This window comes from Paenibacillus lacisediminis (genome assembly GCF_046567315.2).
The window spans coordinates 277,095-290,990 of record NZ_JBKIAX020000001.1 but is presented as its reverse complement, the minus strand read 5'-3'; the positions used below and the strand labels follow the sequence as shown (position 1 = coordinate 290,990).

At 48.7% G+C, this 13,896-nt stretch carries 12 protein-coding genes; 2 read left to right on the top strand and 10 right to left on the bottom strand.

Translation table 11 applies throughout. The features are described 5' to 3' along the window. Positions 1-168: 168 nt before the first annotated feature. Genes ACLD72_RS01310 through ACLD72_RS01290 form a run of 5 tightly spaced genes read right to left on the bottom strand, consistent with a single transcriptional unit; the run spans position 169 to position 4,207 of the window. On the bottom strand, positions 169-795 hold the full coding sequence (locus ACLD72_RS01310) for a YczE/YyaS/YitT family protein (protein WP_410995003.1): 627 nt from the start codon (positions 793-795) through the stop codon (positions 169-171). An 11-nt stretch (positions 796-806) separates the two neighbouring features. After that, entirely contained in the window at positions 807-2,246 is a 1,440-nt protein-coding gene (locus tag ACLD72_RS01305) for a glycoside hydrolase family 1 protein (protein WP_410995004.1), read from the bottom strand. A 37-nt stretch (positions 2,247-2,283) separates the two neighbouring features. Continuing rightward, entirely contained in the window at positions 2,284-2,634 is a 351-nt protein-coding gene (locus tag ACLD72_RS01300; RefSeq protein WP_410995006.1) for a PTS lactose/cellobiose transporter subunit IIA, read from the bottom strand. Positions 2,635-2,654: 20 nt separating this feature from the next. Then, the gene (locus ACLD72_RS01295) at positions 2,655-3,884 is read right to left on the bottom strand and encodes a PTS sugar transporter subunit IIC (protein ID WP_410995008.1); all 1,230 of its coding nucleotides are present in this window, start codon (positions 3,882-3,884) and stop codon (positions 2,655-2,657) included. A gap of 14 nt (positions 3,885-3,898) precedes the next feature. Continuing rightward, on the bottom strand, positions 3,899-4,207 hold the full coding sequence (locus tag ACLD72_RS01290; protein ID WP_397334067.1) for a PTS sugar transporter subunit IIB: 309 nt from the start codon (positions 4,205-4,207) through the stop codon (positions 3,899-3,901). A 185-nt stretch (positions 4,208-4,392) separates the two neighbouring features. On the opposite strand from ACLD72_RS01290, the gene ACLD72_RS01285 reads away from it, so the two are divergent. Beyond that, entirely contained in the window at positions 4,393-6,300 is a 1,908-nt protein-coding gene (locus tag ACLD72_RS01285) for a BglG family transcription antiterminator (protein ID WP_410995009.1), read from the top strand. A gap of 123 nt (positions 6,301-6,423) precedes the next feature. Here ACLD72_RS01285 and metE read toward each other — a convergent pair whose 3' ends face one another. The 5 genes from metE to ACLD72_RS01260 form a co-directional block, all read right to left on the bottom strand. Next, positions 6,424-8,712 (bottom strand): 5-methyltetrahydropteroyltriglutamate--homocysteine S-methyltransferase, encoded by a 2,289-nt coding sequence (gene metE / locus ACLD72_RS01280; RefSeq protein ID WP_410995010.1) that lies wholly within the window; start codon positions 8,710-8,712, stop codon positions 6,424-6,426. A 110-nt stretch (positions 8,713-8,822) separates the two neighbouring features. Then, positions 8,823-9,734: a LysR family transcriptional regulator gene (locus ACLD72_RS01275; RefSeq protein WP_410995284.1), complete on the bottom strand. Its 912-nt coding sequence runs from the start codon at positions 9,732-9,734 to the stop codon at positions 8,823-8,825. 339 nt (positions 9,735-10,073) lie between these two features. Beyond that, on the bottom strand, positions 10,074-11,243 hold the full coding sequence (locus tag ACLD72_RS01270) for a metal ABC transporter substrate-binding protein (protein ID WP_410995012.1): 1,170 nt from the start codon (positions 11,241-11,243) through the stop codon (positions 10,074-10,076). Beyond that, a complete protein-coding gene (locus ACLD72_RS01265) occupies positions 11,224-12,096 on the bottom strand; it encodes a metal ABC transporter permease (RefSeq protein ID WP_410995013.1) in 873 nt (290 codons plus the stop codon). The genes ACLD72_RS01270 and ACLD72_RS01265 overlap by 20 nt, the downstream gene beginning before the upstream one ends. Beyond that, entirely contained in the window at positions 12,042-12,749 is a 708-nt protein-coding gene (locus ACLD72_RS01260; RefSeq protein ID WP_410995015.1) for a metal ABC transporter ATP-binding protein, read from the bottom strand. Before ACLD72_RS01260 ends, ACLD72_RS01265 begins: the two co-directional genes overlap by 55 nt. 169 nt (positions 12,750-12,918) lie before the next feature. On the opposite strand from ACLD72_RS01260, the gene ACLD72_RS01255 reads away from it, so the two are divergent. Further along, the gene (locus ACLD72_RS01255) at positions 12,919-13,728 is read left to right on the top strand and encodes a lipase family protein (protein WP_410995016.1); all 810 of its coding nucleotides are present in this window, start codon (positions 12,919-12,921) and stop codon (positions 13,726-13,728) included. The last annotated feature ends 168 nt before the right edge of the window (positions 13,729-13,896 follow it).

The window sequence follows — 13,896 nt, the reverse complement described above, 5'->3', positions numbered from 1 at the left end:
GGATGCGGATCAAACGGGATAATCGTGCAAAGCGTCCGGACAGTAAGTGTTGGACCTGCCGCCCAACCCACCGTCTTCCCTGTCCTATTAGATAAATTCTATAACCTTTAAAAAAGGCGACCCTGCGGAAGTATCCGGCAGGATCGCCTTTCAAGTTTTAGCCCAAGGCTATTTCTCCAATTTTTTTTGCAGGGGTATATATAGAAGCTTTTCGAGCAGCAAAGTGCCTGGACCCGTTAATGCAAAAGCTATGACCGTTCCGATTCCCACGATCCCCCCAAACAAGAATCCGGTGGTTAAAAAAACAGCATCTACACCTATTCTGCCGAAATCATACCTTAATCCGAACTTTGACTCCGTATACCGCAAAATAGCATCTATGGCATACATGCCATTGCCAAATTTCATCAACAACACATAAGTGATGGAGTAACAAAAGTTGGCCAGGATGACGATGACTATTTTTATGAGTAGAGAGAACTCAGACAGATCCAGATTGGCAATGAACGGGTGAATCCAATTAATGAACGGCCCTACAAAAAACGAATAGATAATGGAAGAAAAACCTATAGATTTACGATTTAACAAAAGACCGACAGCAAGAAAAAAGACATTTACGAAAAAGCTGGCAAGACCTACACTCATTCCGAGACTTTTGTGCAATCCGTCCAATAAAACCGTTAATGTATCGGACCCGATATTGCACTCGATAAATAAATTAACGGCTACCGCGGTAAACACCATGGCAACGACCAAAATCATTAATCGTCCGCCAAATTTCAGATAAACAGGCATTTACAAAACCTCTAGTCTAAGTCTTCTCCATTAGAAGCGATCACTTTTTGCATCCAAGAAAAACTGTCTTTTTTGAGGCGCTTTTTACTACCATTGCCATAATCATCTTGGTCGACGTAAATAAAGCCATAACGTTTGCTCATTTCCGAGGAAGAACAGCTAATAATATCGATTGGGCCCCAAGCATAATAACCTCTTAAATCCACCCCGTCTTTAATGGCCTCTTTCATTTGCTCAATATGGGCCCGGTAATAATCAACTCGGTAGGAATCATGGATGGAACCATCTTCTTCCAAGGTGTCATGGTAACCGATCCCGTTTTCCGTGATATAAATAGGGCACTGATACCGGTCATAGAACAGGTTGAGAAAAGTGCGCAGACCGATCGGATCAATCGTCCATCCCCAAGGGTTGGCCGGAAGTTCGGTATTGCGGTAAGGTCCTGTTTTGTTTTTCATGCTTTCCGCATCGTAAATGCGGGTATAGTAGTAGGAGAAGGACATAAAGTCCGCCGTATTTTTCAGTGCCTCTTCATCGCCCTCTGCAAATTCGACAGTGATGTTATTGTCGGCGAAATAACGGAAAGCATACCCCGGGTAAGATCCGCGAAGCAGAATATCGGAGAAAAAGTACTCCATCTGATTTCTGCGCACGGTGGCAAAGATGTCTTCCGGCCGGCAGGTAGCCGGATAAGCCGGTCCCCCGCACAACATCATCCCGATTTGCAAATTTGGATCCAGACTTTTGGCATATTTCGTGATCAGGCCGCAGGCAACAAATTCATGATGCAAGCCTTGGTATTTGGCGGAGGCCAAATCCTCCACCACATCCTCAGCAATGCCCAGGTGGTTGAAGGATTCATGATCGATCAAATTGATTTGATTGACGATGATCCAATATTTCACTTTTTTATGATACCGGTCAAAAACCACTTGGCCAAAGCGGACAAAAAAATCAATCAATTCTCTGGAGTACCACCCTTTATAAGCCGTCGTTAAATGAATCGGCATTTCATAATGCGATAGGGTGATCATCGGTTCCATGCCGTTCGCGATAATTTCGTCAATCAGGTCATCATAAAATTTCAAACCTGCTTCATTAGGCTGTGTTTCGTCACCATTGGGAAAAATTCTTGTCCAGTTGATCGAGGTGCGAAAGGTTTTCAGCCCTAGTTCCCCTAACAATTTCAAGTCTTCTTTATAGGTGTGATAGAAATCGATGCCCCAACGTTTCGGGAAAACGCGGTTTTCGCTTTTAACGGCTTCTTTAATATAGTCCGTAGTCAGTTCCAAATTCGACTTTTTATCTAATGGAATGCCATCCAAATATTCATTAATATCCGCTACGCTTAAACCTTTTCCATCAACATTGTAAGCACCTTCGATTTGGTTGGCGGCGACGGCTCCCCCCCATAAGAAATCGGAGGGGAATCCTGAGGGAATGTTCTTCATTTTGATTACTTCCTTTCGTTAATTATTGATCATTTATTTATTTTTCATTGATCATTTCCAATTGGGTCAATCTGTGATTAAAGCTCTCGAAAATATCAATTAATCGCTTGGCAACATTTATTTCACTATAGACTGTCATGAGCGTGTCCTGTGCATGGGCAAATAAAACGGAGTACTCTCCTTTTGCTCCTTCTGTTTCTTTTTGGATACAATTCGTTTGCACCCGATGAGCGATGACAATTTCCGAATTGGCTAATTTCATTTTCTCCTTAGCGCCGTCAAAGTCGCTTTTTTCAATATCCTTTAATGCATCCGTACAATGTTTTCTTGCTTCTCCTGAGTGCAAAATGATTTGCATCGCATCTTGAGCTACTTGTTCCGAAGTCATAATAAAGTCTCCTTAACAGATTAATTGGTTTGCGGTGATTCATTTTCAAGTTCTTGTCTTTCATAGGTTTTGAAAAATGGATACCAAATCAGCGTGGCAACCGCGACAACGATTAACATCAGGATAATCCCTGTAATGGTTCCCGTTGTAATCCACGTGGCAATTGGAAAAGGAACGTACCACATATCGAAAACGACTTTCGGGATGGGGGCAAAGTGAATGACTTTGGTTCCGATCCAAACGATCAACGGTAAAAGTAAGCCATTGATCCACATCGGCAGCATCATAATGGGATTCCATACGATTGAACCAAACACTAAAGGCTCGTTGATATTAAAGATAGAAGGTACCAAACTTGCGCGCCCCAGTGCTTTTAGCTTGGTGCTCTTAGAGAACAGATGCATAATGCCCAGCGGCAACGTACAGGCCACACCACCTACCCACAAGTATGCCGAATAAATCGTTTCAGCCGTGACGACATTATGCGCTCCCGCGGTAGCGTTTGCCATAATGGCCGCCAGAAAAATCGGCTTCGTGACAGGGGTCAAAATCCAACTGGAAATTCCCATGGAATATAAGAAACAGCTGATAAACAAAATTAACATGAATCCCCAAGGTGTCTCTACTACGCTCGCCAACGGCATAAAGATATTCAAAATGATGTTGTAAATATCAATATGAACGAGATCGACCAACACCCAGGCCAGAATGATCGTTACCCCAATCGGAAGCATGGAATCAAACCAGGATCTGACAAAGTCCGGTACGACGGAATCTTCTTTGAAAAAGGAGAATTTTCCGAACAGCCCCATGATATAACCGGTAAACATAGCGGCTATGATGGCAACAAACATGCCTCCGGTGCCTAAAGAACTATGAGTAAACCCTACCGTACCGTCCTTGACGACTTGAGGAGTTACGATGATCAAAAAAGTAATCAGGCTTGTACATCCGGCAATAAAGCGCTGTTTTCTTAACTTCTTCTTTTCCATCAAATTAAACGGAATCAGGAAAGAAACCAGCAGCGAAAGCATGCCCATCGTCCAGCCGAACGGAACCCAAAAATCAGGGTAGTTTTTGATATGATACACGTCTCCAGGTATAGTCAGAAGACAAAATACCGATCCTAAAAGAATAAAAGGCAACAATTGCATAACAGAATCCTTAAGTGTGATTACCCATACATTGTTATTGACTTTATTCATTTTGGGAGAGAAGTCGTTTTTCAGCCATTCGATTAATTTGTTCATTTTTGTTATCCCCTTTAAATTTTCAATTCGCTCAGCAAATCATCTAAAGCGGCTTCCCCATCTAAAGTGGAATAATACGAAGGTTTCATTAAGAGCACTTTGACATCGGCATCTTTGGCAAGGTCTTCGATTTCTTCAACGATATAAGCCAAGTGGGGACCAACCAACAAAGCATCGATATCATCGATATAATTTTCAATTTCCGCTTCCCCTCTGGCCTTAATATCCATGTTCAGGTTTCTCTTTTTAGCGGCCTTGCGAATATTGGCAGCCATGAAACCGGAACTTGCTCCGGATCCGCAAACCAACAACACGTTTAACATTTCGTTTGAATTTGCCATGGTAAATCCTCCTTGTTTTTCTGTGACTGTACATCGATAGAAGTTTTTCTTATAATGTTTTGACAGCGCTATCTTTGTTACAACCAAACTATAATACAAACCCCGAAACGGGCTCAAATAAAAAACTGCACCCCTATGGTGCAACATTTTAAAGTGAGGAGTCACATATGAAAACGCAGTATATTGATCTAATTCAATACTTAACTGAAAACAGCAATGATTGGATTTCATCTCAAGATTTAGCGGATGAATGCGGCGTGTCCAAACGCAGCATCAAATCTTATATCAGCGAGATCAATGCTATTCACCACGGGTTAATCCTATCGTCGAATAAAGGTTATAAGGTCGATACTGATAAGGTAAATATGTTTCTGGCAAGTGAACAAAAAGCAATCCCGCAAACTCAATCCGAAAGAATCGCTTATATTCTGAAAAAACTGGTGCAAACCAATGAGCCGATTTATATTTATGATTTAAGTGACGCGTTGTTTATCAGCGAGTCGACGCTTAGACTTGATCTCAAGCTGATCAAAGAAAAGCTGGCCAAAAATAACTTGGAATTACAGTTGAGTAAGGATCATATTAGATTGCAGGGAAAAGAAAAAGATAAACGCAAGCTAATGAGCAGTATTTTGTACGAAGAGGCCAACGGAAGTTTTATTGACATTGATAAAATCAAAAGATTTTATAAAGAGCTGGATATTGATTACATTCGGGAAGTCGTCGTGGAAACTTTTTCTGCGCATCACTTTTTTACGAATGATTATTATTTGACCAATGTGATCATCCACATCACCATTGCAATAGACAGAATGAAACATGATTTTCAGTTTTTAAATAAGACTGTGAATTATAATATCGATAACACCGCCTATTTAATAGCCAAAGAGATCGCCTTTAAATTAGAATCGTATTTTCATGTCACCTACCCGGAAGAAGAAATCGCCGATTTGGCGATCTTAATTTCGTGCAATGGGACCAATGTGAACTTTACGCAAATTGAAGTAAGCGACCTGGAAAATATCGCCGGCAAAGATTGCATTGATTTGGTCAGTGAAATCGCCACCGACTTGGATAAGTATTACTATATCAGTATTGCCGATTCCGATTTTATTACACGTTTTACGCTGCACGTAAAAAACCTGTTAATGAGATTAAAAAATCATCATTCGACGAAAAATCCATTAACGAATACGATCAAACGGGAATGCCCGCTCATTTACGATTGCGCTGTTCATGCTTCGCATGTGATTAAAGAAAAAACCGGTTATATCATCAGCGACGATGAAATCGCTTATCTGGCTTTTCACCTGGGGTATGCCATTGAATTGCAGCGGCAGTCGAACATAAAAATCTCGTGTACGGTGCTGTTTCCGCTTTATTACAATATGAATGTGCAGATCATCAATAAATTGCAGCAGTATTTTGGCGATGATATTTCGATTCATTCGATTGTAACGGATGAGAGCGATCTGAACCATGCAACCAGTGATTTCATTATTTCTTCCGCCCAATTGCATAAGATTCCGGAAGTGCCCTATGTTGTGATTACCCCGTTTTTTATCGAAAGCGATCGGGAAAAAGTATCGGCCAAAATCTTTGAATTAAAGGAACTAAAAAAGAAAAGTCAATTTGAGATCCAATTAAAAACTTTTTTGGACGAAAGGCATTTTCACAACTCTACGGCAGGGTCCGAGAAAGCAGAGGTATTGCGTTTTATCTGTCAAATTATGCATGAGGATGGTTATACGGACGAGGATTTTTTGGACAAAATTATGGAACGGGAAGCCATGTCGTCTACGGCGTTCGGACACGTGGCCATCCCTCATGCGATCAAAATGGAATCCCGCAAAACGGGGATGTTCATTTATTTGAATCCGAACGGGATCAAATGGGACGCTTCCACCGTGAAAATTGTATTGCTGCTCACCATAAGCGGGGAGGACCGGAAAATATTCCGCGATGTGTTCGATGCCTTGGCCACCATATTGACGGACGATAAAAATGTGAATCTGTTAGCTTCGACCCACAGCTTCGATGATTTTATCAATAAATTGATCGCCTGCTGGGAGTGATCTATAGCCTTCGGGACTTTGCCCTGGCGGCGGCGCCCAAACCGGGCGTACCAAAAAAGCATGCGCTCCCGGAAAGGGAACGCATGCTTTTGGCTTTTGGGCAAATCCGCCGCCGGCCGGAACCTACGCCTTGATGGCGTATTTTTCCCGCGCCTGCTTGGTTGCCTCGACCATATTGCGCAGGGAGGCGACGGTTTCCTCATATTTGCGGGTTTTCAGGCCGCAATCCGGATTGATCCAGAATTGGGCCGGATCGAGAACACGCAGGGCCCGGTCGATCATCAAGCCCATTTCGGCGGCCGATGGCACGCGCGGGCTGTGAATGTCATACACTCCGAGGCCGATCTCCTTGTCGTAGGTGTTCTTCTCAAAGCTTTCGATGAGCTCTCCATGGCTGCGGGAGGTTTCGATCGAAATGACATCGGCATCCAGCGCGTTGATCGAATCGATAATGTCATGAAACTCGCTGTAGCACATATGCGTATGGATCAGCGTCTCGTTTTTGACCGTGGAGGTGGACAGCCGGAACGCCCGCACCGCCCATTCCAAATAAGCCGGCCATTGTGCCTGTTTCAGCGGCAAGCCCTCGCGCAGCGCCGGTTCGTCGACCTGGATCATGCCGATGCCCGCGGCTTCCAGCGCCTCCACTTCTTCCCGCAGTGCAAGCGCGATCTGATAAGCGACGTCTTCGCGGGATTTATCGTCGCGCACAAACGACCAGTTCAAAATCGTCACCGGACCGGTCAACATTCCCTTCACCGGCTTATCCGTCAACGACTGAGCGTACACCGTTTCGGCCACGGTCATCGGCCCTGTCCATTCCACATCGCCATAGATGATCGGTGGTTTTACGCAACGCGAGCCGTAGGACTGCACCCATCCGTTCGCGGTAAAGGCGAAACCGGCCAATTTCTCCCCGAAAAATTCCACCATATCGTTCCGTTCAAACTCGCCGTGTACGAACACGTCCATCCCAAGCTCGGCCTGCAGCTCGATCCAAATCCCGATCTGTTCATTGATAAACGCCTCGTAGCGCTCGCCCGTCCATTCGCCCTTGCGCCATTTTTGCCGGGCGCTGCGGACTTCTGGCGTCTGCGGGAAGCTGCCGATCGTCGTCGTCGGCAGCAGCGGCAGGTTCCAGCGCTTCCGCTGCAGCTTGCTCCGCACTTCATAGCTGTCCGGGCGGGAAGTCGGCTGCGCGGCCAAAGCGGCCATCCGCTGCTGGACCTGCCGGCTGTTGCGGGACGGCGACTGCTGCAGCGCGCGGCGCGCCGCGCCCGCGCCTTCCGCTTCGGCGCGAACGGCTTCATAGCCGAGCCGGCCGGCCTTCGCCAGCAGCGCGAGCTCCTCCAGCTTCTCGTCGGCAAAAGCAAGCGCCCCGCGCAAAACAGGCTCCAGCGTCCGCTCATTTGCGGCGCTGATCGGGACGTGCAGCAGGCTGCAGGAAGGCTGGATCACAAGCTGGTCCGCCGGCACCGCTGCGGCCAGCGTCTGCAGCGTCTCCAGCTTGCTGTCCAGGTCCGCCCGCCAGATGGCGCGGCCATCGATCAGGCCCGCGCCCAGCAGCTTGTCTGCGGGAAAACCAAACTCGCGGATCGCCTGTAAATTGCGCCCTTTGTCATGCACGAAATCCAAGCCGATGCCGTGAACGGGAAGCGAAGTGACGGCTTTGTAGTGATCCACCGCTTCGAAGTACGTTTGCAGGAACAGCTTGATGCCCGGCGCTTCTTGCCCCAGCTTGTCATAAATGCGGGTGACGCGCTGAATGTCTTCTTCGCCCAACGAGGTGGCAAGAATCGGTTCGTCGATCTGCACCCATTCGGCGCCTTCCGCCGCCAGTTCCTTCAAGATCTGCCCATACAGCGGAAGCAGCTTGTCAATCCAGTTGTCAAGTTGGTCCGAGGCGTATCCCTTGGACAGCTTCAGGAACGTATACGGCCCGACGATAACCGGTCTGCCTTCGATCCCCAGCTCCGCTTTGGCCTCGCGGTAAGCTTCAAGCGGGCGGTTGCGGGTAAGCTTGGGCTCGAGGTTTTCCTCCAGCTCCGGCACGATATAGTGGTAGTTCGTATTAAACCACTTTGTCATCTCGCAGGCCGCTGCCTCACGGCTGCCTCTAGCCATGGCGTAATAAACGGATAAATCCGGCGTTCCGCCTTCGTAACCAAATCTTTGCGGAATCAGCCCGAACATAACGGCCGTGTCCAAAACATGGTCATAGTAAGTGAAGTCGCCTACCGGAATCACTTCGATTCCTTTTTCCTGTTGCAGCTTCAAGTTGCTAAGCCGTATGTTTTTGAGTTCCTCGTGAAGTTCTTTTTCCTCCAGCTTGCCGGACCAGTAGGCTTCCAACGCCTTTTTCCACTCCCGGTTCCGTCCGATGCGGGGATAACCCAAATTAGCGCTTTTCATCTTGCATCTCACTCCTCGTTTGATCCATTTCGATTAGGAATAAGATAGCATACTTTAAAGTTTATAGAGTAAATCTAATTACCTATTGCCCGTTATAGGAAAAAGCTATATCAACGGCCTTCGTTCGCCACCGTTTGCTCCAGCGCCTCGATATAGGCCGTGCCCAGCTTGGTCAGTTTGGCGTTCCGATGGCAAATCCACCCCACATTGATCGTTTCGTCGCTGGCGAGCGGAACCGCTATAATCTCATTTCCGTTCAGATCCGAGCTAAGCACGCCGGTGGAGATCGTATACCCGTTCAAGCCGATCAGCAGATTAAACAGCGTGGCCCGGTCGTTCACCTTGATGCTTTTTCGATGGGAGAGCGTGCTCAAAATTTCCTCGGCAAAATGAAACGAATTAAACTCCCCTTGCTCAAAATATAGATACGGATAATCCTGGAGCTGTTCCAGTGTGACCATGGCATGCTGGGCCAAGGGATTGCGGATGCTGACAAATACATGCGCCTTCGCCTTAAACAAGCTGTTAAAGATCAAATTTCCGTCCTTTAACAGCCGGTTGATTACCTTTGAATTAAATTCATTGATATATAAAATACCGATTTCACTGCGCTGGCTTTTGACGTCCTGGATGATTTCGTGGGTTTTGGTCTCCCGCAAGGCCAACTCGTATTCGTCCTGCCCGTGCTCCTGAACCAGCTGCACAAACGCGTTAACCGCAAACGCGTAATGCTGGGTGGAAACCGAGAAATGCTGCGGCGACGGCTTGGCGTTCAGGTAGCGGTTTTCCAGCAGTTCCGCCTGCTCCATCACCTGTCTCGCGTACGCAAGGAACTCGGCGCCTTCTTTGGAGAGCATAATGCCTTTGTTCGTGCGCTCGAAAATCGTCATTTGGATGTTCTCCTCGAGCTCCCGGATGGCATTGGAAAGGCTGGGCTGGGAAATAAACAGCCGCCTGGCGGCTTCATTCATCGAACCGCGGTTGGCTACCTCGACCACGTATCGTAGCTGCTGCAACGTTATTTTCATAGAATTGTTCACCCTTCGGCGTTCATGGATTCTTACAGGTTTCTCCTAACGTAACACCGAACCCGTTTTTGGGCAAGCACCCGGGGAATTTATTTACCGAGCAAATTCCCGCCTCTCATTGGAAAAAATCCAATAGATTGGCGGGAATTGAACACGATTTTGCCCGCACATTGGAAAAAATCCAATAGATTAAGCTCAGGTCTGGCGTTTTGCCCCCTTCCGAGCCTAATCTATTGGATATATCCAATGATACTGCTGTAATTACCATTCAATTTCCAATTCTATTGGAGTATATCCAATCAGAACGTTGTGTCAGGCTGTTTGTGCTAATTCCTACTCGTTTAGCGCAGCCTTCAGAGCCTGCAGATTTTGACGCATCACGCCAATGTAATCCAGCCCCTTAGCCAACTCTTCTTCGGTCAAGCCTTCGATCGGATTCAAAACTGCCGACTTTGCCCCGATTTCGGAAGCGATCGTATCGGCCACTTTGGAGGACACCAGGGTTTCAAAAAAGATCGTCTTCACGTTGTGCTCTTTGGCAAACTGAACGATTTCGGCCATCTGGGAAGCCGACGGCTCCTGTTCCGGTGACAGGCCGGCGATCGGCACCTGGGTCAGCCCGTATTGTTTGGCCAGATAACCGAAGGCGGCATGCTGGGTAATGAAGTCTTTGCGCTTGCTGTCCTTGAGCGTTTCGGTAAATTCCTTATCGAGCGCCTCCAGCTCCGATACATAAGCATCAGCGTTGGCTTTAAACTGGTCCGCGTATTGCGGAGCCGCTTCGGACAGTCCCTTTTCAATGTTGCGAACCTCTTGAATCGCCAGCGCCGGCGACAACCATACATGCGGATCCAGGCCGCCGTGATCGTGGTGGTGCCCGCTATCATCGTGACCGTGCTCGTCTGCTTCATGGGCATGTTCGCCATCTTCGTGGACATGCTCGCCATCTTCGTGAACATGTTCACCTTCTTCATGCGCATGTTCGCCGTCTTCATGTACATGTTCACCCTCATGCGCATGTTCGCCGTCTTCATGGGCCTCTTCGCCATGTTCATGCTCATGCTCATCTTCCGCGCCTTCCACGATTTCAAGCCCTTGGCTGGCTTCAATCGCCTTTAGCCCTTTTCCCGTGACGCTGTCCAGCACCTGGTCCACCCAGCCTTCCATCCCAGCTCCGTTGTACACGAGTACGTCAGCCTCGGTAATCGCGGCCATGTCCTGGGGCGTCGGCTCCCAATCATGCGGCTCCATGCCCGCGGGAACGAGGTTTTCCACATTGGCCAGTTCCCCCGCCACATGGCGCGTAAATTCGTACATCGGATAGAAGCTCGTTTTAATTTCTAATTTTTCCGTGGCCGGCGTATTTGCGGACGCTTCCGGCGCAGTGGACGAGCCGTTCGTTCCCGCGCTATTGGCCGGCGAATTTGCGTTTGATCCGCAGCCGGCCACAACCAACATCATAGATAGAGATAAAGCGATGAAACTACGATTCCAAAATTTCATTTTTCACGTACTCCTTCTTTTTAATTTGTTGTTTGGCAACCCGCCGGCCGCGAACCCGCAGCAGCTTTTGCAATAGGATCGTGACCACCAGAAAAACGAGCAAAATCAAGGCGATCGTTCCCCCGGGCGGGGTGTTGATGTAATACGAAACGCTTAAGCCGGAAAAAACGCCAACCAACCCGGTGCCGACAGAGATGGCGATCGCCGCCGCAAAACCGGAAGCAACGCGCAAAGCCAGCGAAGCCGGCAGCACGATTAGCGCCGAAACCAGCAGCACACCCACGACGGGCATGGCCGCGGCTACGGTCATCCCGGTCAACACCGCGAAGGAAAAGGACAGCAGCTTTACCCGGACGCCGGAAATCGCGGCGGTTTCCTCATCGAACGTCAGATGATAAAGCGGGCGCCGCAGCAGAATAAAATAAATCAAACTGACCAAAGCAACGACAGCGATTAGGAACAATTGAGTATCGTTGACCGCGACAATGGAGCCGAACAGATAAGAGCTGAAGCTTTGACTCAAATTTTGCTGCACGCTCATAAGCACTACGGCAAGCGCCAGCCCCGAATTCATGATGATCGCTACCGGCAGTTCGCTGTATGTACGGTAGGAACGGCGAAGCTGCTCGATGACGACTCCTCCGGCAATGGCCACCGCAAAACCGCTGAGCGCGGGATTCAGATGCAGCACCGAACCCAAAGCCACCCCGGCCAGGGATACATGGGACAGCGTATCCGCCATCAAAGCCTGGCGGCGAAGCATAAGGTAAACTCCGAGCAGCGGAGCGATAATCCCGATCAAACCTCCTGCCCAAAAGGCGCGCTGCATGAATTCGTAACCGAACATCGCCATCCTTCATCCTCCCCCCGCTCCAATTGAATCAATGTGTCGAGATACGGCGCCGTTTCCTCCAGCCCGTGGGTGACCATAATCACCGTCCGGCCTAGGCTCGTTACGTCTTGCCTTAACAGCTCGTAAAGCGCCGTCCGGCTCGCCGCATCCATGCCCGTAGCGGGCTCATCCAATATGAGCACATGAGGCTCCTGGGCCAGGGCCCGGGCAATGCAGACGCGTTGTTTTTGGCCTCCCGACAGTTCGCCGATTTTACGATCGCGAAACTCCCACATGCCCACCTGTTTCAGGCTTCGCTCCACAACCTGCCGCTGCTCCGCTTTGAACCGGCCGAACAACCCCAAGCGGGAATAACAGCCCGAGCGGACCAGTTCAATGACTTTGCTGGGGAAACCTGCATTAAAGGAAGACACCTGCTGCGGTACATAGCCGACAATCACCTTTGAACCGTCTTCCTGAAACCGGTTGAACCTCACCGAACCGCTCCAAGGCTTAAGCAGCCCTAGCATCAGCTTCAGCAAAGTCGACTTGGCCGTGCCGTTGGCCCCCGCGATCCCGATAAATTGTCCGGTATGGATGTCGAGGGACAAGTTTTCGATGACGGGCTCGTTCCCGTATCCAAAAACAACCTCGCGCATGGACGATAAAATCATGCTAACCTCTTCCCTTAATCGTAATCATTACGCATTAACGTCAAATATAATATCGTAATCATTACGATTTGTAAACCCCTTTGCGGATTTGCTTCTTCATTAGTTTGTGGCGGAATGGGCACCTTTCCCTGGATTTTTAAATATATTGAGGTAAAAGGGGGGATTAGAAATGGAATTAAATGCGGCTCAAGTTCAGCGGGCTTTACTTCTGGCCGCGGTCTGCAGTCAGACCTACGCGCAATTTTCGAACGAAGACGGATCGTTTGTCCTCCCGCCCGGTTATTCACTTTTCGATACGATCGAAGCCAAATCCTTAATCGGCGTTTGGGAACGGTTTGGGTTTATCCTGCAATCCCCGGAGGAAATCGTGATCGCTTTTCGCGGCACCAGTTCGGCCACCAACTGGATTGCCGACGCCATCGCCTCGCAAAAAACCTGCAGGTACATCAAAGAAGGCGGCCTCACTCACCGCGGCTTCACCGGCATTTACGCTTCGGCTCGGAAGCAGGTCTTGTCCGCGCTGCGCCGTTTGCCGCAGGACAAGACCCTTTACGTTACCGGCCATAGTCTAGGCGCAGCCCTGGCTACCCTATGCGCCGTCGATATTGCGGCCAACACCGCGTGTACCCCCATTCTGTTTACGTTCGCTTCGCCCCGCGTCGGTGATCCCGATTTTGCCAAAGCTTTTGCCAAATACGTCCCCAACAGCTACCGGATCGCCAACCTGTTTGACATCGTAACCCATGCGCCGCCTTATATCTACAAACTGCCGAAACAGGAAAAAACGTACTATTACCGCCACGTCCCGGTCTCCTACCCGCTGAATTTCCAGAACGGCTCCGTTCCCGCCAATCACGTCATCGACAGTTATTTTGCCGAACTGGCCAAAGCCGAGCCAGTGTACGCCGAGCAGTTGTCCGCAGCAAGCCCGGGGCTCTGCCCGGTATCCTCACGGCTGTCGTCAAGTTCATTTGTTTAAGAATGACAATAGGGGACCCACCTCCAGCGAAAAACATAAGGGCATAAAATGGCGCTATTCCGGCGATATCCGTCCGTTTGGGAGAATAGGGGAATTTTATGCCGCAATTTTCTCGGATCGCAGGGAGATGACCGCGTTATGGTCCATTCAGTAGGAAATAAGTACAAA